Annotated in this window: 19 protein-coding genes and 1 pseudogene; 12 read left to right on the forward strand and 8 right to left on the reverse strand. The window is 38.3% G+C overall.

Features of this window, described 5'->3' with window-relative positions; translation table 11 throughout:
• Window positions 1-81: 81 nt before the first annotated feature.
• Complete coding sequence (locus N5J47_RS09100; RefSeq protein ID WP_279959645.1) at window positions 82-1,032, reverse strand: DMT family transporter; 951 nt, start codon at window positions 1,030-1,032, stop codon at window positions 82-84.
• Window positions 1,033-1,448: 416 nt separating this feature from the next.
• Between N5J47_RS09100 and pnuC the strand changes: the two genes are divergently transcribed.
• Both pnuC and N5J47_RS09110 read left to right on the forward strand, forming a co-directional pair.
• A complete protein-coding gene (gene pnuC / locus N5J47_RS09105) occupies window positions 1,449-2,021 on the forward strand; it encodes a nicotinamide riboside transporter PnuC (RefSeq protein ID WP_279959646.1) in 573 nt (190 codons plus the stop codon).
• A 301-nt stretch (window positions 2,022-2,322) separates the two neighbouring features.
• Window positions 2,323-3,495 (forward strand): helix-turn-helix transcriptional regulator, encoded by a 1,173-nt coding sequence (locus N5J47_RS09110; protein ID WP_279959647.1) that lies wholly within the window; start codon window positions 2,323-2,325, stop codon window positions 3,493-3,495.
• Window positions 3,496-3,538: 43 nt separating this feature from the next.
• Here the strand turns inward: N5J47_RS09110 and N5J47_RS09115 are convergent, their stop codons facing one another.
• Window positions 3,539-4,759 carry a hypothetical protein gene (locus tag N5J47_RS09115; RefSeq protein ID WP_279959648.1) on the reverse strand — a complete coding sequence of 407 codons (1,221 nt, stop codon included), beginning with the start codon at window positions 4,757-4,759 and terminating at the stop codon, window positions 3,539-3,541.
• 112 nt (window positions 4,760-4,871) lie between these two features.
• Complete coding sequence (locus N5J47_RS09120) at window positions 4,872-6,488, reverse strand: phosphoethanolamine transferase (protein WP_279959649.1); 1,617 nt, start codon at window positions 6,486-6,488, stop codon at window positions 4,872-4,874.
• Between the two features lie 325 nt (window positions 6,489-6,813).
• Between N5J47_RS09120 and N5J47_RS09125 the strand changes: the two genes are divergently transcribed.
• From N5J47_RS09125 to N5J47_RS09135, 3 genes are all read left to right on the forward strand, one after another.
• Window positions 6,814-9,921: a multidrug efflux RND transporter permease subunit gene (locus N5J47_RS09125; protein WP_279959650.1), complete on the forward strand. Its 3,108-nt coding sequence runs from the start codon at window positions 6,814-6,816 to the stop codon at window positions 9,919-9,921.
• Between the two features lie 292 nt (window positions 9,922-10,213).
• Window positions 10,214-11,551 (forward strand): magnesium transporter, encoded by a 1,338-nt coding sequence (mgtE, locus tag N5J47_RS09130; RefSeq protein ID WP_279959651.1) that lies wholly within the window; start codon window positions 10,214-10,216, stop codon window positions 11,549-11,551.
• A 78-nt stretch (window positions 11,552-11,629) separates the two neighbouring features.
• A complete protein-coding gene (locus N5J47_RS09135; RefSeq protein WP_279959652.1) occupies window positions 11,630-12,220 on the forward strand; it encodes a DUF4112 domain-containing protein in 591 nt (196 codons plus the stop codon).
• Window positions 12,221-12,279: 59 nt separating this feature from the next.
• On the opposite strand, the gene htpX is transcribed toward N5J47_RS09135, so the two are convergent.
• The 3 genes from htpX to N5J47_RS09150 form a co-directional block, all read right to left on the reverse strand.
• Entirely contained in the window at window positions 12,280-13,185 is a 906-nt protein-coding gene (htpX, locus tag N5J47_RS09140; RefSeq protein ID WP_267980366.1) for a protease HtpX, read from the reverse strand.
• Window positions 13,186-13,289: 104 nt separating this feature from the next.
• Window positions 13,290-14,048 (reverse strand): hypothetical protein, encoded by a 759-nt coding sequence (locus N5J47_RS09145; RefSeq protein ID WP_279959653.1) that lies wholly within the window; start codon window positions 14,046-14,048, stop codon window positions 13,290-13,292.
• Between the two features lie 25 nt (window positions 14,049-14,073).
• Window positions 14,074-14,943, reverse strand: a complete 870-nt coding sequence (locus N5J47_RS09150; protein ID WP_279959654.1) for a lytic transglycosylase domain-containing protein — start codon at window positions 14,941-14,943, stop codon at window positions 14,074-14,076.
• Between the two features lie 496 nt (window positions 14,944-15,439).
• Here N5J47_RS09150 and ttcA point away from each other — a divergent pair, with 496 nt between their 5' ends.
• Both ttcA and N5J47_RS09160 read left to right on the forward strand, forming a co-directional pair.
• Window positions 15,440-16,345 carry a tRNA 2-thiocytidine(32) synthetase TtcA gene (gene ttcA / locus N5J47_RS09155; protein ID WP_004676692.1) on the forward strand — a complete coding sequence of 302 codons (906 nt, stop codon included), beginning with the start codon at window positions 15,440-15,442 and terminating at the stop codon, window positions 16,343-16,345.
• Window positions 16,346-16,634: 289 nt separating this feature from the next.
• Window positions 16,635-17,018: an SCP2 sterol-binding domain-containing protein gene (locus N5J47_RS09160; RefSeq protein ID WP_004676693.1), complete on the forward strand. Its 384-nt coding sequence runs from the start codon at window positions 16,635-16,637 to the stop codon at window positions 17,016-17,018.
• 59 nt (window positions 17,019-17,077) lie between these two features.
• On the opposite strand, the gene N5J47_RS09165 is transcribed toward N5J47_RS09160, so the two are convergent.
• Complete coding sequence (locus N5J47_RS09165) at window positions 17,078-18,187, reverse strand: transglycosylase SLT domain-containing protein (protein ID WP_279959655.1); 1,110 nt, start codon at window positions 18,185-18,187, stop codon at window positions 17,078-17,080.
• 371 nt (window positions 18,188-18,558) lie between these two features.
• Between N5J47_RS09165 and N5J47_RS09170 the strand changes: the two are divergent.
• The 5 genes and pseudogenes from N5J47_RS09170 to N5J47_RS09190 all read left to right on the forward strand — a co-directional run.
• Window positions 18,559-18,699, forward strand: a pseudogene (locus tag N5J47_RS09170) (transcription elongation factor GreB); the annotation flags it as partial.
• Window positions 18,700-18,844: 145 nt separating this feature from the next.
• Entirely contained in the window at window positions 18,845-20,095 is a 1,251-nt protein-coding gene (locus N5J47_RS09175) for a hypothetical protein (protein WP_279959656.1), read from the forward strand.
• Between the two features lie 62 nt (window positions 20,096-20,157).
• Window positions 20,158-20,544, forward strand: coding sequence for a hypothetical protein (locus N5J47_RS09180; protein ID WP_279959657.1), 387 nt, complete (start codon window positions 20,158-20,160; stop codon window positions 20,542-20,544).
• A gap of 153 nt (window positions 20,545-20,697) precedes the next feature.
• Window positions 20,698-21,591: a DUF1837 domain-containing protein gene (locus N5J47_RS09185; RefSeq protein ID WP_279959658.1), complete on the forward strand. Its 894-nt coding sequence runs from the start codon at window positions 20,698-20,700 to the stop codon at window positions 21,589-21,591.
• Window positions 21,588-24,083 (forward strand): DEAD/DEAH box helicase, encoded by a 2,496-nt coding sequence (locus N5J47_RS09190; RefSeq protein ID WP_279959659.1) that lies wholly within the window; start codon window positions 21,588-21,590, stop codon window positions 24,081-24,083. The genes N5J47_RS09185 and N5J47_RS09190 overlap by 4 nt, the downstream gene beginning before the upstream one ends.
• Here N5J47_RS09190 and N5J47_RS09195 read toward each other — a convergent pair.
• Window positions 24,076-24,930 carry a hypothetical protein gene (locus tag N5J47_RS09195; protein ID WP_279959660.1) on the reverse strand — a complete coding sequence of 285 codons (855 nt, stop codon included), beginning with the start codon at window positions 24,928-24,930 and terminating at the stop codon, window positions 24,076-24,078. The genes N5J47_RS09190 and N5J47_RS09195 overlap by 8 nt on opposite strands.
• Between the last annotated feature and the right edge of the window lie 185 nt (window positions 24,931-25,115).

Genomic DNA, 25,115 nt, shown 5'->3' on the forward strand with positions numbered 1-25,115 from the left:
GAGTGGCTATAGTTTACTGTGGCTCGTCAATGGATACCATCCACTGATAGATCATTTTGGCTGACCTATCAGTTTTAATCGTTACAACACACGGGCTTTGTTGCGATAGGCATATAAAGACAGGCCTAAGCATAGGAAAATTAAACCTATAATCAAGTGTGAGCTAAGGGGCTCATGGTTAAAAAATACACCCCAAAAGGTGGCCAATACAGGTGTAAGGATCGTGATCAGCATCACCGTGGTTGGATTCAACTTCTGGATGAGGTGAAAATAAAAAATCATTGCGAGTATGGAAGAAAAAAACGCACTATAAAGTATAGCCAGACTTGCCTGTAAACTCGGCAATTGCGTTGGCATCTCATTCAGAAAAAAGGGCAGCAGGCATACATAGCCCAACCATGACACCAGAGTTGAACCTGTGGTCTGAATGATTGGATGGATGTCAGCACCAACTTTCGCCACAGCAAACATTGAAATGACATAAAGAAATACGGCCAGCATCACATAGCCAACGCCCAGCATATCCATCTGAATATGATCAGCGCCAATTCCCATCGTGAGCGCTAAACCGAATATGGCAAGACTCAGTCCATACCATTGACGTTTTAAAAAATGTTCGCGCTTTAAAATAAACACCGCAATCAAGCCTGACCATAATGGGGCGGTGCCAAAAATAATCGAGATCATGCCAGATGAAATTCGGGTTGCGCCGATATAGCAAAAGGTCATTGAACCAAACAACCCCAATGCTCCTGCGGCATAACTCATCAGGGATTTTTTATTGATGATGAGTTTTAGTCGAAAATAAAACAGACAGATCAAGGCCAGAGGAATGGCAATGCTGAATCGTAGAAACAAGCCCCACGCCCAATGAATTTCATGCACTGTCCAGACGGCTGCCAATGGGGTCAATGACCAGATCAGCACCACAGCAATGAATTGACCGACTGTAGCAAGGCGAGGGTTGGCAGGGACTACAGTCGGTTGCACCTGTGTGGTCTGTATAAAATTCTTTTGCTGAAACTGTGACATGAGAAATCTCCTGTTATTGTTGCAATCGCAACAATGTGTTTTTTTAGATTTAAAAAAATAGGGCAATAAAAAAGGTCGCTACTGAGGCGACCTTGCTGTTCAAATGATGCTTTTAAATTGTCATCGGCTGAATATTTGCAAAGTCCCCCGCATTAAAATGCAGACACGTCGCCATGCCGCACTGGCGGGAATGCTGTGCGGAATCATAATCAGGCGTGTAGAGGAAACTTGCTTTGCCAACATGAGCATGATTTAAAAATAAACGATAGATTTTTATAACATAAGCTTGGGTTGAAAAATAGTTATAATCTCAAATCATGATAAAAATATCAGTGAATAAAATAAAGAATTTGTGATTGCTTAAAATGAGAATCTTTCCATAATGATGTCATCCAGTTTTTATAAGAAGTTTTCTATTGTCTCCTCTAGAAATAATAGCCGTCATTATTAGTGTGATTGGGGTTGCCTTAACCATTCAACGCAATATGTGGTGCTGGTGGTTTAACTTTCTGGCTTTCATTTTATATGCCTATCTTTTCTTTACTTTTAAGCTGTATGGCGAAACCATTCTGCAATTTTTCTTTATGGTGATTAATTTCTATGGTTTCTATTATTGGCTAAAAGGCAAGCGTCAGGATCATGAGATTCGGATTGAACCGATCGCTAGCAAAATGGTTTTGCTACAAATGTGTCTGGCTGCAATCGGTGGCTTGTTGTTTGGCTTGATCCTAAAGCATTTTACTGATGCCGCCGTACCAATGCTGGATTCACAACTGGCTGCATTTAGCCTGCTGGCGACCTACTGGACCAGCCGTAAGCATATTGCGACCTGGGTGTTGTGGGTGTTTGTGGATATTGTCTATGTGGGTATGTTTATCTACAAGGAACTGTTCCTGACCGCAGGTTTATATGCTGCATTTGTGTTGCTGGCAGCCTATGGCTGGTGGCAATGGCAACAGGTTAAACGCAAGCAACTGGCTCATCCATAAAATAGGGGCAGGTGATCTGCCCTTATTTATTCACCTGAGTTTGACTTAAATATTTCTTTAACTTATGAAAGACAATAAGATGATAATTTTATGAAAAGGCTGAAGAATTAAAAATATGAAGAATAGATTTTTAATTATTGGTTTAGTTAAGTTTGGTTGCTGTTTTTTTTGTACAAAAAATCCTATAAAAATCATGTTATTGCATATCATTAAAAAATATAGCGTTACAAAATGAGTGAATAATTCCTTAAGTTATTAATTTTTTTATATAAAAATTAAAGGTGCATTTAAAAGGATTTTTATGGGGCCAAAGCGTATGCAACAACTGGAGAATCATATTATTGGGATGATTTATGATGCTGCCTTGGATCATCAGCTTTGGACACAGGTTTTACAGTCCATTGTTGAATATACACAGAGTAATACTGCTATTTTTACTGCGGTTGATCAGCTGAATCCCAGTTTTGATTTTGTCTATACCTACAACATTCCTGAATCAGCTTTAGAAGCCTATCAGGATGAATGTATCAATGTGATTGATATGAAACTGCATGTCCCTTTATGGCAGCAGGCTGGCATTGGCGGGGTGGTGCATGCAGATTTGAGTCATTATGCAGATATGCCTGAATATTCAGATGAATATATTTTTCATGACCGATGTTTAAGAACTGCTGGGATTAGCCGTTTTGGTGCTGTTCTGCTTGAACAGGGGAAATATCAATGGTCGGTATTTGCAGTACACCGTACCCCAAAAGCACCGCCCTACACTGTGGAGGAACTGCAACTGTTGGCCCGATTAGGCAAGCATTTGCGTCGTGCCCTACAAATTCATCGGCAGTTAAGTATTGTAAGGCAGGAAAACAGTGAACTGTATCAGTTGATTGATGGGCTAAGGACAGGCGTAATCATTTTAGATGAACAGATGAATATTGCCTACAGTAATCTTCAGGCCAAACATATTTTAGAACATTCTGCCTTATTGAGCATTGATCAATATAACCATTTATATGCTCCTGCCCAGTTTCATGCACAGTTGCACCGTTTGATTCAAAGTGCACTGTTTAAGGACAATACCGTTAATGCAGAAGATGTTGGCGGTGTTCTGGGAATTTATGGGCAACAGGGAGAACATCCGATTATGCTGACAGTCACGCCATTATCTGACCAGTCACATATCTTCCAGATTGATCAGCGACAACGGGTTGCGCTGTTTATTACAGAAGTTCATGAAAAGTGCCAGTTGGCGGAACAGTTTGTGCAGCAGTTGTATGGGCTGTCACATCGTGAAGTACAAATCTGTGTGCTATTTTTTAAGGGGTTGAAGACTGAGGAAATCTCAACACATCTAGGTCTGACTTATCACTCAGTACGGACTTATTTTAAAACGATTTATGCGAAAACGCAGTGTAATTCACAAGCTGAATTATTAAAATTGCTGGCAGGGTTTACACTGGATTTTGAGCATATCGTTTAGTTTGGGCCCTTTCATCGGTTTGAATGAAAGGGCATGTGTTGGATTATTTTATTCGTTTGAAAATTGCGGGTTCTTCATTTTCATATTGAACTGCAAGTGAGTCATTTTGCTTAATGGTGAATGTGTAGCTGTCTAGATCATATTGTCCAGGAACCAGCTCTGGATGATAGGAATCAACTAAACCAGCACAGCCTGTGGTGTCATAATAAATCTCAGAAACTTTCAGCGTGTTATTGGTGGCACTGTATTTACCATATTCTAAGCCATTGAATGCACAATCTTCTTCTGTAGTGTGCAGTAGGAAATAGCTATTATCGCTAAAGAACGTAAAGATGTGGTTCGGCATCTGCCATGAACCGACCAAACTGTTTTCCTGATTTGGAACTTTAGTCAGGGTATAACGGGCATTGTTGTCACTCGGTTCCCGTATCAGCAAGCTGTCTTTTTGCTCACCATAGGAAAGATAAATATCGGTGTCGGAACCAGCAAAGCCCCATTCACCATTTTTATCAAGACTTGCAGTTGCTTTTATATGTGAAGTAATTGGGTCGATATTAAAATTACCAATCTCAATGCCAGCTTGTCCATATGCATCTTTAGCAGAGGCCTGTCCCATCACATAGTTGCCATTTGCATCCACATAAACCAGGGTTTTTTCTTTGGCCTTGGTTGAGGATAGTTGCCATACGCCTGCAATATCACTATAAAATGCCTTTCTTAAATTGACCTTGGCTGTTTCAGAATCCACTAGGGTTGTTCCTGATTCTGCTATCGTCTTTTTAACATTGCTGTCCTGTACAAACGCTGTTGAAGCTTGATCAAAATTGATGGGTGTCCCCGCTAAAACATTTTTGGTTTGATCACTGACCTGAATACCTGCTAATGCTGTATTACTGTCCAGAGACTGAATAAATGCAACCAGATTTTCCTTAACATTGGTTTTTTCAGATAGATCTACAGGAGTGAGGACTGCTTTGGCACTCACCTCATCCCCCAGTTGGACATTGCCTAAACTAAAACGAATGTTTTCTCCAGTTTTGTAATTAAATTCGCCCTTGTCATTGGTATCACCCTGTGTGCCGCCACTGGTTTGATAGTGAACACCTGAAACAATCTCGCCATTTCTAAATACCCCGACCTTTGACTCATTTGGTTGGGTAGGGGGATTAGGATTGTCTGGCGTTGCAGAGTCATGATCATTGTCAGAACCGCCACATGCTGTTAAAAGACTCGCTAAGGTAATGACTAAAAAAGTTTTTTTCATAGCATTTTTCTCTCTATGTTGCTTTATATTCAGCATAGAGAGATTTTATTTAACTGCATATCCGCAAATGTGGAGTATCGTAAGACTCAGGATTCGTTCTTAACTTTGAATATCAGGATGGCCTGTGTTTCCAATAAGGCCAATTTTCCTCAGGACTAAACTGATAATTGCCATCCAGCCAGTATGTCCGTTTTGGCGCTGACTTTTCCTTAAGTCCCATGATATGCATCAGGTTGTCATCAAGTTCTGCCGTGTTCAGTGTCCTGGTTTTATCCACACCAGTTGAGGGGATATGGTCATACCACATGATCACGGGAACCTGATAACCCGCCTTGGTATTTGGGCTGTGGCCTGCATAATCGATTTCATGCCCGACTTCATTGCCATGATCCGATACCACCATGAATGACCTGAAGTCTGGTACATGATCGGCCTGTAACTCATCCAGAAATTTGGCCAACAAGGAATCTTCATATAACACGGCGTTGTCATAATCATTGCGTAGCGAACGAATCCACGGGTCAATATCCCTGTTTTTAAGGTCAGTTTCCACCGCATCATTACTGGTGCTGGTAAAGCGGTTAAATGCTGCTGGATAACGTTCCTGATAGTTGGGATGGGCACCGATCAAATGCAGGATAATCAATTTTTTCGGTTCAGGGTCAGCTAGTGCCTGCTGATAATCAGGGAGCAGGTTTTCATCCAGAGAACTGCTGCTACGTCCTGAACGCCTGTTTTTATAAATGGCTTTATCCGTATAGGAACCAAAAAGGGAGGAGAGATAAACATCGTCCTGATTGCTGATCCAGTAAATTTTATAGCCTGCCGCTCGGGCATAGGCCAGCACACTTTCAGGGGAATATTTATCATGTTCCGATGCAGGGCTTTCCGTCAATAAAACTCGTAAGGCATTGATGGTGGATGGAGCAGGTGAAAAGGCGTTACAAAACACTTTAAGCTGATTCAATCGTTTACTGAGTTCTGGTGTGGTATCTCGTGGATAGCCACATACACCATAATTCAGGCTGGTGATACTTTCTGAAAGTACCAGAACATGGGTTTGTTTGCCTTTTGCCTGCTCAGTTAAGACCAGATTCTGTTTTGCGCTGAGATCCCATTGCTGATGTACAGCTTTATGTTGCTTGATCCTGTTTTTAAAATTCTGAATTTTGGCATGATAGTCTTGCCAAAATACCACAGGGTGAACTTTGCGCGAGGGCTTCATTAAATAGCTGGTGATCGTTAATAATATTAAAAAAATGATAAAAAAACGATAAAAACGTTGATTCCAGACTTGCAAAAGGTCATTTGCACTTAAATATTTAAATACTGCATAGCTATAGCTCACTGTAAGAAAAGCTAAGCCTGATAAGACCAGAATAAGAGAGGCGAGATGTAATTCAAAAAATTCCAGAATTTCCTGCTGATTGGTATTGGCAACCGCCTCGATAATAAAATAGGCCTCATTGTCACTGTTAAATAGAAACCATGTGCTGGAACGTAACAGTGCATCAAGCCAGAAAATAAACCACCATATGATGGTGAGAACATGCCAATATTTTTTCTGTTTAATGATGGCGAGAATAAGAAAAATTGTTCCAGGCAAGGATAGGAAGCCCAGTCGTAAACCATCGGTTAAATTTCCAGCAGAAATCAACAGACCGCCCGTGATTAACGCAGGCAGCACAATAAGCAGCAAAATATTAAAATTTTTTAAGCTGGCTTTCATATGGTTCTAATACAGTGGGAGAGAGTAATAAGCGTGCTAATATCGGTTTAAGTGGAGGATGTGTCAATTCAAAATTGGGAAGTATTTGATTGCACAGCAAATTAAATTGTTTAGCAAAGCTTTAATTTCTCATGCAAATGAACATTGAAATTATTTCCCTTAAATCTCCAAAATCCATTATTTCTCCGCAATTTCCGCTTTTTGCAATGATATGTTAATAGAGATGGTGTTTGCTGGAAAGCTCGGTAATGATCATATGCTGAAAGTCACCATATTGGTTTATGTTTTTGAAAAATTGACTGTTTCAACCATGGAATGAACAGCCGTGCTATCTAAGTTTTTTATTGAGCGACCCATTTTTGCAGGTGTACTTGCCATTATCGTCATGGCTTTAGGGATACTCGCGATTCTCAACTTACCTGTGGAACGCTATCCTGATATTGCACCGCCTAAAATTACTGTCTCAACAAATTATAGTGGGGCAGATGCCAAAACTGTTGAGCAGAGTGTTACTCAGGTATTGGAGCAGCAAATCCAGGGGCTTGACCATTTACTGTATTTTAGTTCAACCAGTGATGCCTCAGGCCGTAGCCGTATTACCATCAGTTTTGAAAATGGCACCAATCCAGATACCGCACAGGTTCAGGTACAAAATAAAATCAGTGGTGTGATTCGGCGTTTGCCCGATGCGGTACAGCGTCAGGGTGTCAATGTCAGTAAGTCACTTGGTGATACCTTTATGGTGGTGGGGTTATATGACAGTACAGGAAAATCAACTAACATCACCTTATCCGATTATCTTTCAACCCATGTACTGGATAATTTAAATCGTATTGATGGGGTGGGTGAAACCGATGTGTTTGGTTCACAGTATGCCATGCGAATTTGGCTGGACCCCAATAAACTGATCCAGTACCACCTGATCCCCAATGATATTGTTGCAGCGATTAGTACCCAAAATACGCAGGTTGCCGCGGGTGCAATTGGTGACTTGCCTGTGGTGGATGGTCAATATCTCAATGCCAAAGTGACTTCAGGTTCCCGATTAAAAACCATTCAGGACTTTGAGCAAATCGTGGTTAAATCCAATGTCTCAGGCAGTTTTGTTTTACTCAAGGACATTGCCCGTATTGAACTTGGTGCAGAAAATTACCAGTCTTTTAACACCATTAATGGTTATCCAGCGGCAGGTTTGGGAATTTCACTTTCTTCGGGTGCCAATGCCATCCAGACCTCTAAACTGATTCACCAGACGCTGGATGAGTTATCCAGCAAATTGCCTGCTGGCTATAAAATCGTTTATCCACGTGACAACACACCTTTTGTTCAGGAATCCATCAAGGAAGTAATCAAGACATTGGTTGAGGCCATTGGTTTGGTGATTCTGGTGATGTTCCTGTTCCTGCAAAGCTGGCGTGCCACGCTGATTCCAAGTATTACTGTACCGATTGTGATTCTCGGTACTTTTGCTGTGCTGGAGTTGCTTGGGTTTAGTATCAATACTTTAACCTTATTTGCTTTGGTCCTTGCCATTGGTCTGTTGGTGGATGATGCCATTGTGGTGGTGGAAAACGTGGAAAGATTGATGCATGAGCAGCATCTCTCTCCCAAACAGGCTGCCACTGAATCAATGCAGGAAATTAGTGGCGCACTGATTGGGATTACGCTGGTGCTGACTGCGGTCTTTATTCCAATGTCTTTCTTTGCAGGATCAATTGGTGTGATCTATCGCCAGTTCTCCATTACCCTGGTTGCTGCCATGATATTGTCACTGTTGGTGGCTTTGGTACTGACGCCTGCATTGTGTGCCTTGATTCTAAAACCGAACCATCAACCTAAAAAATGGGCTGTTCACTTCAATAACGGGATTGAACGCTTAAAAACCAAATACCTGAATTTAGTCCAGACCACATTGCGCTATAAAGCCCCTGTTCTGGTGATATTTATTGCATTGATTGCGGTATTTGCCCTGTTCTATAAAGGCTTGCAAAGCAGTTTCCTGCCGAAAGAGGATCAAGGAATCTTAAGTGTGCAATTTAGGCTGGTGGATAGCGCACCACTGTCCAAAAGTCAGGAAGTGGGTGAGTCGATTCGACAATATTTTCTCCAGAATGAACAACACAATGTCAAGCTGGTACTGATTCGTTATGGACGCAATAACTCAGGTACAGGGCAGAACTTAGGACAGGGTTTTATTGCACTGAATCATTGGGATGAACGTACAGGACAGAAAAACTCTGCCGAAGCCATTCGTAAACGGGCGCTTAAATATTTTAGCCAATTTCCCAATGCCCAGATTAACGTGACCTTACCCGCTTCGGTAAATGGTCTGGGTTCAACCGATGGACTTGATTTCTGGATTCAGGACTTGAATGGTCAGGGCGACCAATTCCTTGATCAAAGCTTTAAGCAGCTACAGCAGCTCGGTCAGAAATTTTCGAGCTTTGAGAATCTTGATAAGCAGTCAACCGACAGTAAAGCGACCCTGAATGTGAAGATTGACTATAAACAGGCGTTGGCAAATGGCCTAAACCTGAATGATATCAATAGCACCTTGTCAACGGCATGGGGTGGAACCTATGTAAATGACTTTATTGATCGGGGACGGATTAAGCAGGTGATTCTACAGGGTGATGCACCGTTTCGTTCCAAACCAGAAGATTTATATCAATGGTCAGTCCGCAACAGTCAAAACCAGATGGTGCCATTCAGCTCATTCTCAAATACGTCCTGGGCAGGGAATCCAAGTATTGTGCAGCGTTATATGGGCTATAGCGCCCTGCAACTACAGGCCAATGTGGGCAGTGGCCAATCCTCTGGACAGGCCATGAAGGATATTGAGCAGTTGGTGGGCCAGCAACAGGGACTGGGATTATTGTGGACAGGACTTTCCTATCAGGAAAAGCAGTCAACCAATCAGGCAATCTGGCTATATTTAATCTCCATTGCATTTATTTTCCTATGTTTGGCCGCCCTATATGAGAGCTTGCGTATCCCAATGGCGGTGATGACTGCAATTCCCTTGGGGATTGGAGGCAGTATTATCTTTGCGCATAGTTTTGGTTTGCCGAATGATGTGTATTTCCAGATTGCCTTGCTGACCACCATTGGTTTGTCCTGTAAAAATGCGATTCTGATTGTTGAGTTTGCGGCAATGGCACAGGCTCAGGGGAAAAATGCCATTCAGGCCGCATTGCAGGGTGCAGGCTTGCGTTTACGCCCGATTCTGATGACATCCTTTGCTTTTGGCGCGGGGGTGATTCCCTTGGTTTTTGCTTTTGGTGCGGGTGCGGTCAGTCGTCAGGAAATCGGGATCAGTGTTTTGGGTGGAGTGGTCTTTGGAACGGTCTTGGTGCTGATCTTTATTCCATTTATGTTTGTACTGGTTGCCAATATGTTTAGGCCTAAACATAGACTGGAAACCATTGAATAAGACAGTCTTTAAAATTCAATGCAAATGAATGATCAGGTTTATGGGCCAAGTCCATAGACCTGAATTGTTCATTTTTGTTAGCTCATTTGAGAATGAAAAAAATTATTTGTAGTATTGCCGTGCCGTATAAACGGCTCAATGAGGATTAATTGCCTAAATGGACACGCAGAGTTGTCGTTTTTCAAGAATTAAACATTTTTATATTGACCAAGTTCTGAATGAAGCGCTGATCCGCCAGTAAAATAATAGGCTGATTGACTCTTCATGACAGATCATTGGTGAAGAGGTGGATATGAGCTCCAACAATTTCTTATATTTATTAAATGATGCACTAAAGAATAATCAGATTGAACTTGCACTTGATTCGGTAAAAACATTCCGTGCCGTTGACATTGCGGATGTGTTGACCCAGTTACCTGTAGAACAGGGGCAATTGCTGTTAACACATTTGCCCAAACGGGCCTATGTGTTTTCTTATCTTCCCCCCATTGAACAGGTCAATCTGGCGAAAGTCATGCCAAGAAATATTCTGGCTGAAATTATTGGCGAGATGTCATCGGATAAACGGGCTGATGTATTTAAATGTCTGGACCAAGAACAGCAAAATGCGCTGCTGCCTGCATTAGCTCAGGCAGAAAGGGAGGATATTCGCCAACTTTCCTCCTATGTTGAGGGAACCGCTGGAGCGATCATGAGTTCCGAGTATGCGACCTTAAAACCCAACATGATGGTAAAAGATGCGATTAAGATGTTGCGTCTGGAAGCGCCTGATACCGAGACAATTTACTTTGCCTATGTGTTGGATCAGGCACGAAAGATTTTGGGTGTTCTATCCTTAAAGCAACTGATACTTGCGCCTGAGGAGCAGAACATTAATGAGCTGATGGAAACTGATATTCTGAAAGCCTATGTCGATACAGATCAGGATGAGGTCGCGAAAACTATTGCCCGTTATGACCTATTGGCCCTGCCGATCATTGACCATCAGGACATGATGGTGGGAATAGTCACTTATGATGATGCAATGGATGTTGCCAGTGAGGAGGCGACGGAGGACTTCCTGAAAGTGGGGGCGGTGAATGCCTCATCTAAACTCAGTATCAAGTCGGCACCGATTTTGCTGCTCTATCAGAAACGGGTGTTTTGGCTGGTTTTCTTGGTTTTTGGCAGTTTGCTTTCGGGTATTGGGATTGCCCATTATGAAGATGTGATTTCGCAAAATCTGGTGCTGGTGTTCTTCTTGCCATTGCTGGTCGGAAGTGGGGGAAATGCGGGTTCCCAGTCTTCAACCCTCATGGTACGTGCCTTGGCTACGGGGGATGTGCAGTTTAGGGACTGGTTTCATTTATTGGGACGGGAAAGTCTGGTGGCTTTGTGCCTTGGTGGGACTATGGCCGTTGCAGTGTCGTTGTTGGGCTATTTCCGTGGTGACGAAATGATCGCCTTGGTCTTGGCAATCAGTATGATGGGTATTGTGTTGATGGGGTGTCTGATTGGGATGAGCTTGCCCTTTATCTTGAATAAGGCAGGACTTGATCCAGCAAGTGCTTCGGCACCTTTGGTCACTTCAATCTGTGATGCCACAGGTGTAATCGTGTATTTGTTTATTGCTTCAATGATTTTATTCTGAACTGTTATAATAATTGTACCGACAAAGCCTAAAAAGTACTTTATTCTCAGGCATAAACAACGTTTTTAGGTTGAGTGAATGACTGATCCAACACAAAAAAAATTAACCCAGCAGCAGGCGATTGCGGTGGAACGTGATCTGGCAAAATTTGCCAATACCATGGATAGTTTGGTCAGGATTCCATTTACTAGGCAGGGCGTGGGAGCCGATGCTGCGCTCAGTACCATTCCCTTTGCGGGTGATGTTGCAGGTTTTGTCCTGACGCTCTACGCTTTTAAAAAGGCAAGGGAAGTGGGTGTTCCACAACATAAACTGAATGGTGTGGTCAGACTGGCGATTATGGATATGCTGGTGGGTTTTGTACCGATTGTTGGTACCCTGTTTGATGTGTTTATTCGTCCGAGCCGCAAGACACTGGACATTGTGCATGAGCATATCCGTGAGGAATATCAGGTATACAGTGACATCCATGTGGTGCATCCATTCCTGCATGAATCCCTTGAGCAAAAGCAGAAAACCTCTGCATTTTGGCGTAATCCAATTGTTAGCTGGATTTGGTTAAGAATTCCTGACTTGCTGGGTATTGCGGTACTTATTCTATTGGTGATTGCCATGTGGGCTGGTTTTAGCTATTTATGGGATCTGTATCAGTCTTTCAAGGCTGGTTAAATTAAGTAAGTAAAAATAAAGCCTCCATTTTGGAGGCTTTATCGTTTATCTGGTCTGGGTTATTGAACATTTAATTGCTGTAAGGCGGCAACACGTTGTTCAATGGTTGGGTGGGTTTGAAATAAAGCAGCTAAGCTAAAGCCTTGTTCCTTACCTTCCGCAATCGCAAATGCCTTCATTTCTTTCGGCATTTGGTCTGGCATTTCAGACTCCGCCTGTAAACGAAGCAGGGCAGAAATCATCGCCTGTTTACCAGCCAAACGTGCTCCAGCCTCGTCTGCACGGTATTCACGTTGACGGGAGAACCACATCACAATGGCAGAGGCCAGAATACCGAACACAATGTCAAGTACAATGGTAATGGCAAAATAGGCCAGGCCTGGGGCTTCACCATCTTCACGACCAAACACGTTACGGTCAATAAAGTCACCTGCGACACGTGCAAAGAACATTACGAAAGCGTTGACCACACCTTGAATCAAGGCCAGTGTCACCATGTCACCATTGGCAACGTGTCCGATTTCATGGGCCAGCACAGCACGAAGTTCATCTTTGTTCATACGCTCAAGTAGACCTGTGGAAACGGCAACCAGCGCATCGTTTTTATTCCAACCTGTTGCAAACGCATTGGATTGGTAAGACGGGAAAATACCAACCTCAGGCATGTTGATTCCTGCACGTTGGGCTAACTGAGCAACTTCCTGCAATAACCATGCTTCCGCCTGGTTACGAGGTGCATTTGGGTCGATTAATTCAGTCCCAGTGGTTTTTTTAGCCATCCACTTTGACATGAACAGGGAAATAAAAGAACCCACCATACCAAAGACAAAACAGATGACCATCAGGTTGCCTAGATTTAAGCCACCCGCACCACGGTAACTACCGACACCGAAGAGTGACAAAATAATGCCAGCTACAACCAGTACCGCGAGGTTGGTTAGCAAGAACAAACCAATCCGCATCATTGAGAAAACCCTCTTATAAAGAAAAAGTGATCTGATTTATAAATTATAAACCATACCGATAATATGCAGGGTGAACCCCAAAAATTCAAGATTTATATACAAAATTAATCAACAAGTTGTCGGTGCACTTCTTGAACTTCTGCTTCACATTTATAAATATATTTGCGATTTAATTGCTTAGGAAAAACGATATCTTGACGCAGTTTGGCCTTATAATATTTTTTAAATATCGTTATATTTTCTTGCTTTTCACTTATACAATCATCAAAAGTGGAGTATGAAATTCCTAAATCGTGTGTATTAGTATCTAAAAGAGCTTCACCACTCCAAAGAGTTTCTATAACAATTGGAGAAAATCCAATTTCTTTTGTTATTTTAAATGGTTTTAATGGGGGCGGCCCAATTTTACCTGCACCTTCCCATTCAATATATATTTGTTTATAGCGAGTTACTGCATCCAAAGAATTGGACTCAAGTGCTTTAATCTTTTCATCTGTGGCTTTAATTTCTTTTAGTGTATATTTTTTCCCACAATATGGAGCTATGTATGGTTCGTTAGTTGGACAATTTTTTAATATAGATGAGAAATGACCATTAGAACCATTACGATAATAATATATATTGGGACTATATTTATAATATTCTCTTTTTTTTGGGTCTGAGTGATCTCTAATCAAAATAGAAATAAAATTATCAGGGTATACGATTGTATTTTTTAATTCGAAATTATTTGATTCTCTTTCCCTATTACTTAGGATGGTACTGCCTTTTTCATCTTTATAAGTATAGATAGTTTGAGCAAAACAAATGCTTTGCAGATGCATCCAGCAAGCAAAAGAAAAGATTGTATACTTTATATGCATTGTATATGTGCTAGAGTTCATGCTGTTAATTGTTGGTTAAAATTGTTGCGGAAGCGATAGCATTTTCAGTTGAGTAAGTTCCTGGAGCATCACTAAAACTATTTCCATCTTTGATAATTCTGCGAACATAATTAGGATTTTTTGGCATAGGTGTTGGTTCAGGAGCAACATTTGCTGAAGAGGTATAATTTGCTGACTGAGCAATAATTTGTTCATTGTTGTTATTAGTTGAGATGCTGCCTAGGCCAGAAGCATATAAATTTTGGTAACGGCTGGTGACACGTCGAACGTAATCCTGAGTTTCACGGAACGGGGGAATACCACCATATTTGTCCACATTGCCTTCACCTGCATTATAGGCGGCAATCGCAAGACGGGTATCGCCGTTAAAACGTTTTAATAGCCAGCTTAGATATTTTACCCCACCAAAAATATTCTGCTGTGGGTCGTATGCATTACTGACATTAAAGCGACGGGCCGTTGCAGGCATGAGTTGCATCAGACCCTGTGCCCCTACAGGTGAGCGTGCACTAATGTTAAAGCCCGATTCGGTGTGCATGATGGCCTTAACCAAACCTTCGGAAACCCCATGTTGCTGGGCAGCCTGCCGAATCAGCTGGTCAAATGCATTTTTATTACGGCTATAGCTTGGTAGAACAGAGGCTTCGCTTGAACCCCAGTTACTATAGCTGTGAATATTACTGTCTGGGTAGTAGGTTGCTTTAATCACTTTTAAACGGCTATATTCGGCTTTTTTAACATTCGTCAATAAAGTTGTGCCATTATTTTGTTTTAAATTATAAATAGTCTGCCCAGCATGCGTAGTTGATACTGTGCTATGAAAAAAACCGATTGACCCCAAACAAAGAGCAAAAAAATAAGTTGTTTTGTCCATCGTTATAATATTCACAAAAGATGAGCTTAAGTTCTTCACAGCAGTTTAACAAAAAAAAGCATAAAAAGTACTTTGGCTACAATTTTTTTATTTTTCACTGTCTGACAAAAATCAAGTCATTTTGTGCGAATGTTCAGCAAAAAAAATTAAAAAATTTTTTTTAAAATCGAAGTATTGACTTATATAACCTATTGATTTTATTTTGATAAAAACATTGGTTAAAAAATGATCAATTTAATCGAACGCCTTATTTTAAGATAAAAACAGTTTGTCAATAGCGTAGAAATCCACAATTTTATCCACAGGTTTTGTGGAAAACTGTGGAAAAGTTTGAAATATAAGCAATCCAGACAATTTTTACTTATTTTGGTCAGAATTTTACCAGTATGAAACTCTAATATGACGATTCAAAGAAATTGAAAAATTCTTTAGGTGCGCATTTTTTCGGAATCAGATAAAATCTTGCGGTATTTTTGTTTATGGGTAAATCACGTCTATGTACGCGCCAGTCGAGTCCAACCAAGGATTTAATTTCAAGCCTGAACTTCCGACCAGTTCGGCATATTATCGCCTGTTGAAAAAGCTGCGTCGTCAAGTTGGACATGCGATTCGTGATTACAACATGATCGAGGATGGCGACAAGGTCATGGTCTGTGTTTCGGGCGGTAAGGACAGCTACACCTTGCTGGATATCCTGTTGCAGTTCAAGCGTATTGCACCCATCAATTTTGATATTGTTGCGGTGAACCTGGACCAGAAACAGCCTGGCTTCCCAGAAGACGTTTTGCCACGTTATATGGAAGAGAACAACATTCCCTACTACATCCTTGAAAAAGACACCTATACCATCACCAAGCGTTTAACGCCTGAGGGCAAGACCTATTGCGCCGTGTGTTCACGCCTGCGCCGTGGTTCCCTCTATGGCTTTGCCCAGGAGATTGGTGCGACCAAGGTCGCGTTGGGACACCATCGTGATGACATCATGGCCACGTTTTTCCTGAACCTGTTCCATGGCGGTAGTCTAAAGGCAATGCCACCGAAATTACTGTCTTCAGATAAAAAGAATATCCTGATTCGTCCTTTGGCCTATGTCGAGGAAAAAGACATTATCAAGTATGCAGAATTGCGTAAGTTTCCCATCATTCCTTGTAACCTGTGTGGTTCACAGGAAAACTTACAGCGTGCCATCATCAATGACATGCTGCGTGAGTGGGATAGACAATATCCGAAACGCCTGCACAGCATCTTTGGCGCATTGCAGAACGTTTCTCCATCGCAGTTGGCTGACCGTGAGCTATTCGACTTTGAGGCGTTGGATGGGCAACGTGAGTTTGACATGAAAGATCCTGAAGAAATGAAGAAGCGTCTTGATGTGGTGAACCTCAGCTTTGCCGCGGAATAATTCCTCCATTCATAAATAAGACAAATAATGCCACCGCAATATATGATGAATATCTGTATTGCGGTTTTTATGTTTTTATTGGAAATGGATTTGCACTCAAACAATTCAAATTTTGACCAATAAGCGATAAAGGTAGCAATAAGCATCTAAAAAATTCAGTTCGAGGTACAAAAAAGCATAGCCTAAACTAAAAATTACATGCTATAACAGGGCACAAGCAAATTGCTTCATGTGATGTCGTCTGGATAGATGGCACAAGAAATTGAACAAATACATTTGAGGAAGAATCATGGCTGCATTTTTAACTGATGATTGGTTTGCAACTGTTGAAAAACTTACTGCTGAGGCGGGTGATTTAAACTTACCACCAGCACTTGCGAATTTAGCGATTAACTTGGTTGTTACAGATGCGGCTGGTAATACAGAGTTGGCTTTAGATGCGGGTAAAATCCAAAAGGGTTTATCTCCAAACGCTAAAACCACTTTGAACATGGATGCGGAAACTTTACGTAAAGTATTCCTTGAGTTTGATATGGCTGCTGCGATGCAGGCATTCATGACAGGTAAAATCAAGGTTCAAGGCGATATGTCTCAGCTTATGGCTTTACAGACGGCTAAACCAAGCCAGGAACAAAAAGACCTATTCAAGAAAGTGCTTGAGCAAACTGCTTAATTGTTTTCTGAACAAAAAAAGCTTACCCAAAGGTAAGCTTTTTTTATGCCTGTCTGGATTCAGACATCGATGCGGTTACTGGTTTTGATGTGCTCTAGATAGGTGCGGATACGGGTGACGTATTGAACCGCTTGCTTATAGCGACCATTTCTAGCTTGATTGCGCTGTAAATAGTCATATAGGTTCACCCACTGATTTGGGTCCTTGCCCTGAGCCTTGATCCGTTTCTGAATCTGGTTCACTGCACCAGGTCCCATGTTGTATGCCACCAGCGCATACCAGTTACGGTCTGGGTAGGCTACATTGGCATATTGATCCAGCATCAGGTCATAATACTTCGCACCACCCTGAATACTCTGTATTGGATCAGATCGGTTACTGACACCCATTGCCTGCGCTGTACTGTTGGTCAGCATCATTAAGCCGCGGACACCCGTGGGAGACACCGAGCTAGGCTTTAGGTAAGACTCCTGATAGCCAATTGCTGCCAACAGGTGCCAATCCAGATTGTATTTTGCGGCACTTTGCTTAAAGCTCGCCTTATAAATCGGTAAACGTTGATTCAGGTCTTTCTGAATAGTTGACCAGGATTCAGGTTTGACCACATTCCGATTATAGAAAGAAGCGAGTTGTTGAGTGGTGCCTGATTGCTTGCTCTGACAGACAAAACCACTGGCTGTCAGGGTAAGGGGATCATCAGCCTGTTTAAACACCCAGTTAAGCTGGGGATTTAGTCCGTTACGACTCAAACTTGCTTGATCACCACAGCTTGCCGAGAAAGAAACCAGTTGTTTGCTCTCAATTGCCGCCAGTGCTGCCGTGGTCATGGCCAGGTTTGCCTTACCTTGGGCAACCCATTTCAATGCGGTTGCATTGTCTGGAACAGTTTTAAAGTCAAGTTTTACGTTGAGGCTTTGTGCATAGTTGCGGGCTAAATCATAGCCGAAACCATGCAGGAACTGACCGTCTTTAAAAACAGTGGTTGGATTTTCAACTGCAACCACTGTTAAAACATTGGTTGTCACAACCGTGTTGTATTGATGTGATTTTTCTGCATTCAAGCTATTGAATGGCATAATGACGATGCCTAAAGCAAGGGCCTGGAATGGTAGCTTGGAAGATAAAGAGTTAAGGCTAGGCCTAGACCCAGAACTTGAATTACTGTGCATGTTGTCTCCGCTACAGGTAATTTATGCCCTAAAAATTGAGGCAAAACTTCACCACAACTTCTAAAAGTTGATAAATTAAATCGGGGTGGGCAAGTCATGAACGTCATTCAAAATGACATTGGGTTAATGGAAAAATGATGAAATGTTTCACATCATTTACAAAGTGTATAAAAAGTAAACAAAAAACTAACTTAGGGGCGCATCTTAAGCGTCAAAAAGGAGCTTGTCAAATTTTGATCAGTAAAAATATGAGAAATACATCACAAACACATGATTTGAAAAAGAATAAAATTTATACACTTTAGTCGTGTTGAAATAAGGAATACAATGCAAAAACTTGTAAATGGATTGTTGTTGTAGCGTTTTTAAATATGAAATCGAACTTGATCACACGTAATGGACATGACTTGCTGGTTGCTGAATTAAAAAAACTATGGCATGACGAACGTCCAGAAATCACCAAAAAGGTAAACTGGGCCGCAAGTTTGGGAGACCGTTCAGAAAATGCAGATTTAAGATTATAACCCTATGATTTGTAATATTTTATTTTTAAAATAACAAAAACATAACCTTAGAGATAGTACATATACTATAAAAAGATTTAACGATTAAAACGAACAACTAGAACTACTCAATCCAAACATTAGGGTGATCCTTATGAGACCTGAGTCTTTTGAAATAAAATTATTGAGCAACTTACATGGCGAAGATCTTCAAATAGTTAAAGATTATTGGTTACAAACTTACACAACGACTGGTGATCTGAAATTTGCAATTAGTGCTAAAACAATTACAGAACAATATAAATTTACAAATACAAAAGAATTATCAAATTTTATTGAATTACATAGCTGCCTAGAACTTATAGATACCAATTTTGAATGTAGAAAATGTCACTCAAGAGTAGGTTTTAAGAATAGGAGTGTTTATAAAGAGTTTTTTAAGAAAGGTTATTTATGTGTAAATTGTGAGTTAAAAAAGAATAATAAAAAAGCTAAGGATTTTATTGATGAATATAAAAATATATTGCAGAAAAAAACCTTTTCTGAATTCGATTTTAGCTATCTTGAAATGATATACATTTTTCTATTCCTATCTCTTGACACAATGGGAGAAGAAAGATTTATCAATAAGAAAGTGTGGGATAGTTTTTATGAAGAAGAAAGAGGTGGGGCAAATATTGTGCTTCAATCCTTGTTTGATAAAAGAGCCATAATTGATAAGTACAAAGATTTAAATAATTTAAAAGAGCAAATAAGTTTATTTTTGCAAGAAAATAGCTCTACTCTTAGTGACGAACAATATGATTCATTAGTAAGAGTTCTTCAAATTAAAGTGCAAGATGGCATTTATTTGGCTATAGATGAGGATGTTAGTAATTACGAGTTGAAAATATTTTTTGGCGGTTTTATTGATATGTTTAAATTAGACATGGTTGATATCCAGCAAATAGAAAATTTTGTTAAAAATATTAGATTACAAGAAATATATAATTTAATTCCAGAGGTCTTCTCGAAATTTCCAGTTCCCTATGAGAAAAATTTAAATTTAGAAACTAATTTAATCCAACTTTCAGAATACTTTGATCTAGAACATTCATATAGCCTTTTGTTTTATCAGGCAAAACTGCTAGCAGGAGAATTGTTTATAGAAAAAATTAAAGATGAAATTGATCATGAAAAGCATAAGAACAAATACTCGAACAAAATTGCTTCTTATATTAAATATTTAGTCGATTCGAAAAAGAAGCCAAACTATCCCAAAAAACTACCTGATAATTGGCAATTTTCCAAAATTGAGCAATTTATAAGCTTAAATTTCTTTGATAATCAACATAATTGGGCTGGGATGAATACAAAGGAAATCATTTCTACATGGTTGAGTAAAGTATCAATAAAATCAGAGTGATCAAATGTTCCATGTTTTCTGTAGTAGAGGTAGGATATTACGAAGAGGTTTGGAGAATCTAAATGAATGTAGAGCGACGTGTATATACAGATGAAGAAGCTGTAGAGCTCCGTACAGCCTATATGTTAGCAAAAAGTATCTTGGGTCATTCTTACCCTCAAAATGTCATAGAGGCTGCAGAAAAGCGATCTGAGGAAGACTTCGAGAGAATCGTTAGTGGAGAGGTTACACGAGCAGAGGTGGAAGCTGAGTTATTACTTCAATGGAACAGAAAAATGGCACTTCAACAGCGAATTAGTGAACTAGAAGAAGAACTCAAAGTTGGTCAAGAAATTCTTAATAACTGGAAAAATATAGAAGATCCATTGTTTGAGCGGCATAAAAGCTGTGTAGAGGGTATATCATCTAGACTTGTAAATATTCAGAGAAAATTAATAGAAGAAAGGTAATCATTGGGAAAAACTTTGAAGTTTTACTAAAAACAAGATTATAAAAATATGAATTTTTATGTAAATTTCAGTTGTCTTTATTGTGTATTTTGTAAACTATAGTAATATAACTTAAAAGTGAATGTGTGCGAAATAAATCATTAAGAGATTGATATGACTTTAGCTACTCAATTAAAAAATGCAGATGATATCAAAAACATTCTTAAAAATATTCCTATAGATTTTGAATTAGAAGATGGACGAAAGGTTAACTCCTTACTTGTGTACTTACCTTGTCATACTGATAATCAATCATCTCATGAAGAGTTTTTTGAATGTGTAAGAGAAGGTATTCTTTATAATTATGTTTTTAGTTGTACAGAGATTGAAAAAAAACTTGGTGTTGATAGTAATGAGGCAAAAAAGGAAGCATTATTTCAAAAAGCATTAAGAAAAATTAGTCAGCAGACTGCAAAAGGTGAGCTGGGTGAAATGATACTTTTCACAATATTAGATGTTTATTTATATGCTCCGAAATTACTAAGTAAAGTTGCAATGAAAACAAATGCAAGAATGCCTGTTTATGGTGCAGATGCTGTTCATGGACAATTTATTGATGGAGAATTAAGATTATATCTAGGAGAATCTAAATTACACGCAAGTTATAGTAGTGCTTCAACAGATGCCGTAAATTCTATTTTAAATGCAAGAGGTGATTATCAAACAGAGTTAGATCTAATCGATAGTCATCTAGATTTTCCTAATTTAAGTGAGGATCTAGTAGATAAAATTCTTAAAATTCTGAACCCTTATGAAGCAACAAATATAATAGATAAAATTCATTCACCATGTTTTATTGGTTTTACAAAACCTGAAATATTGTTAAGCATAGAAAGTGAATATCATAAAAAATATTTAGAAGTTGCTGATTCATATATAAAAAGCTTTTATTCCAAAGCGGAGAAAAAAGGCTTAGATATTAACTCACTTACTCTTTTGTTATTACCTTTTAAGTGTGTCCAAGAGTTAACTAAGGAGTTTATTAGTTATTTGGGGATTAGCGAATGACAAGTATTATAGATAAATTAAATAAGAATATAATACATAATGAGAAATTTTTAATTGATAGAAATATAATTTTTGAAAAATATATTTCTTATCTTACTGGTGGGGATTTTGATATAGATAGAAATCTTGTAAAAAAAATATCTACAGTAATTCAATATTTTTATAAATCTGAAGATGTAAGCGTAAAAAGAGAAGGGGCAATATTATTGGCTATACTTTTAGATATAGCTGCAAGTAATAATCCAGATTTGGCAATTATAGCAAAAAAAATATTTTTTGATGTTGGTGATTTCCCAAATATTAAGTTGTTAAATAAAAAATATTCAAACTTTGAAATGAATTTTGGTTTTTATACAAATGCAAAATTTGATTTTAAAGAAAACTTGAACAGTGTTCCTGAGTTAGACTATGCATTAACTGACTTTCAAAGAGTTTTATGGAAAGACTTAATGGAGGAGGAAGATGTAATAACAATAGCACCTACTTCAGCAGGAAAAACACATATTATTCTTACATATTTAGTTAATAAAATTATTGAATCTTCAGGAGCATTTGCTGTAATAGTAGTTCCAACTAGAGCATTAATAGCTGAAGTTTCAAATAAAGTCTTTGAAATTTCTAAATCTTTTAACCAAGAGAAAGAAATAGAAATATGCACTATACCAAAAGATACTAATTTTAAAGATAAAACTATATTTGTTATGACTCAAGAGAGGCTTTATGAAGTTCTACAAAGTGGTGATTTGACCTTTAACTACTTATTTATTGATGAAGCTCATAATATTTCTGATCCCAGTAGAGGGGTTTTACTTCATCTTACTGTAGAAAAACTATTGGAAAATAGTTTTCCTCAAATTATATTAAGTATGCCGTCGGATAGCTATAAAGATACTTTTAAATCTATTTTTAAGGAAATTGATTTTAAGAGTAAAATTACTCAACATTCACCGGTTGCTAAAATATTAATGTCAGTTAAATTAATAGGTAGAAATATTGAGATATCTAGATATAATCATGATTATAGTATTAAAATACCCAAAAAATTTACGGGTACTAGCTTGTCAGATATTGTTTTTAGATTAGGGCAGGGACAAAGTAATATAATTTATAGAAATAGAACAGATTATTGTGAAGATATAGCTGATGATATAGCAGCTCTTATGATTGATTTTGTTGCATCTCCTGAACTTGAAGAGGCTGCTGATTATATCGAAAAATTTGTACATGAAGATTTTAGCTTAGCATCAAATTTGAGAAAAGGGGTTGCATTTCATTATGGTCCTCTTCCAAGTTCTGTAAGAGTGATGATTGAAAGGCTAGCTAAAGAAGATTTAATAAAATATATAGCTTGTACAAGTACTTTAGCTGAAGGCGTTAATTTGCCAGCAAAAAATCTTTTCTTAAAGAATCCATTACACCAAAATATTGGTAGGGAATCTGAAAGATTGGAAGATGTAAAAATTAATAATATAACTGGTCGTGCTGGAAGAATGATTGAACATTTTTCTGGAAATATTTTTTTAATTGAACCTGAAGAATGGAAGTTTCAAGATTATTTTGAGGAAGATAGAGAAGAAAGTTATAAAATACCAACTTATTACCGAACTTTAAATGAAAGTTTTCAGGATGTAATAATCGCTATCTCTGGTGGCTATTCACATTCAAATGAAGATCAATATAGTTTATATACAATTGCCAATAAACTTATTAAGGACTACACAAATGATAATTTGTCCTCAACTCTAAATTCAAATGATCTTAAATTATCAAAATCAGAATTGGATAATCTCATTTATTCAATTAAGGAAGCCAGTGATAATCTTAATGTTGCTCCTTATCTTTTACAGGCTAATCCAACAATTGGTTATATTCAACAAAATAAACTATATGACTTTTTGAAAGGGCTGGAAAGTTTAGATGAGTGGTTATTACCCCATCCAAAATCTCCTAACCTATATGAAAAGTTAGTATCTATTATTTATAAGTTAGAGGAACTTGGTGTATATGTAATAAATGATGGTTATCATGTTGAATTTATTGTTACTATTGCATATAAATGGATATCTGGAAAAAGCTTAAAAGAAATAATATCAGAGCAAATTAGATGGGGTAATGATAATTTAGATGAAAAGCCAAGTATTAATACTTCAGTAAGAAATGTAATTAAAGTTATTAATAATAATATTAGATTTAGATTGGCTAATGCACTAAGTTGTTATCATTTATTGTTATCTAATCAATTGGAATTGAGAGAAATTGATAAACAAAGTATTAAAATTCATACTTATCTTGAGATAGGTGCTTGTGATGAAAGGATGATGAGTTTAATTAAAATTGGCTTGTCAAGAGAAGCAGCGAAAGAAGTTGATGATAAACTAGAAGCGAATGTTGCAGTAAATAATATTTATGATTTAATTGAACTATTAGATAGTGGGAAGTTAAATAATGTTCATCCTATAACAAAAAAAGAAATCAAATATATATCTAGTTGATATCATCTGCAATTTCTAGTGCAGCATTTAAGACATTAGATGCTGTGCTTTCATCAATATAATTATTTCTAGTTGAGATTTCTGTTTTGTAATTTATAAATGCATTACCAAAATCTAGATTAACTTTTTTACCATCTTTATTTATACCTTTAACTTTTAAAACTGAACATGTTTCACTATCTGAAAGATAGTTTACAATTTCAATTAAACTTTCTTGGGTTAATATACTTTCAGGATCTTCACTGCATTCTAAATCTAAAGAAAGTTGGATATTATTTTCTATGTAAGGCGCTGCCCCTAAATTTTTAATTAGCTGAGGTGCATCTTCTGTTAAATCTACTAAGGATGAAGAGTTAATTTTGAAATGAAGACTGTTAAAATTGGTTAATTCAAGTAGTTGGGAAAATTCTTTTTCTTTAGGAATCAATGATAAATTTAATTTCGTCAACCTATCTGAATTGAATTGTTCCAAAGCAAATTTGGCAACACTTTTTAAACTACCGATTGGCCCAGTTGTGAAGCCAAATATTATTTTTTTATCAGGCACTACACAAAAATAGTACGGATCTCCGATCATTCCTTGATTTAATGAAAGACTAGAAATTGTTCCATCACGTGTAGCTTTGGCTTGCCATGTATTTCGCTCTTTCACTACCGTTAAAAAAAATTTTTTGCTATCACTCGATACTGTTTTTACTAAATGTTTAGTATGTTTAATAGTAAAAATTCTTGAGTTCAGGTCACTTTTGTAACTAACTAAATAGTTAGCAATAAAATTCTTAAAGAAGGAGTGAGAGGTATCAATGGAAAAAAAACGCACAGTTACATTTTTTTTAATTTTATTCACTTGCTCTACCACCATAAATTAAGATTTTAAACTTCTATTCGTTACTTAAGAGTATTCCTACTGTTTTGTTTTAACAACAAAATTTTGAGTTCTTAAGCAGAAGGCTCATAATATTACACCAATTCTAAAACATTTGTATATTCCACTTGTTTTAACTTAAACATGAAATAACTTATATTTTATAG

Origin of the sequence: Acinetobacter sp. GD03645 (assembly GCF_029845285.1) — a bacterium.
Taxonomy (GTDB): domain Bacteria; phylum Pseudomonadota; class Gammaproteobacteria; order Pseudomonadales; family Moraxellaceae; genus Acinetobacter; species Acinetobacter corruptisaponis.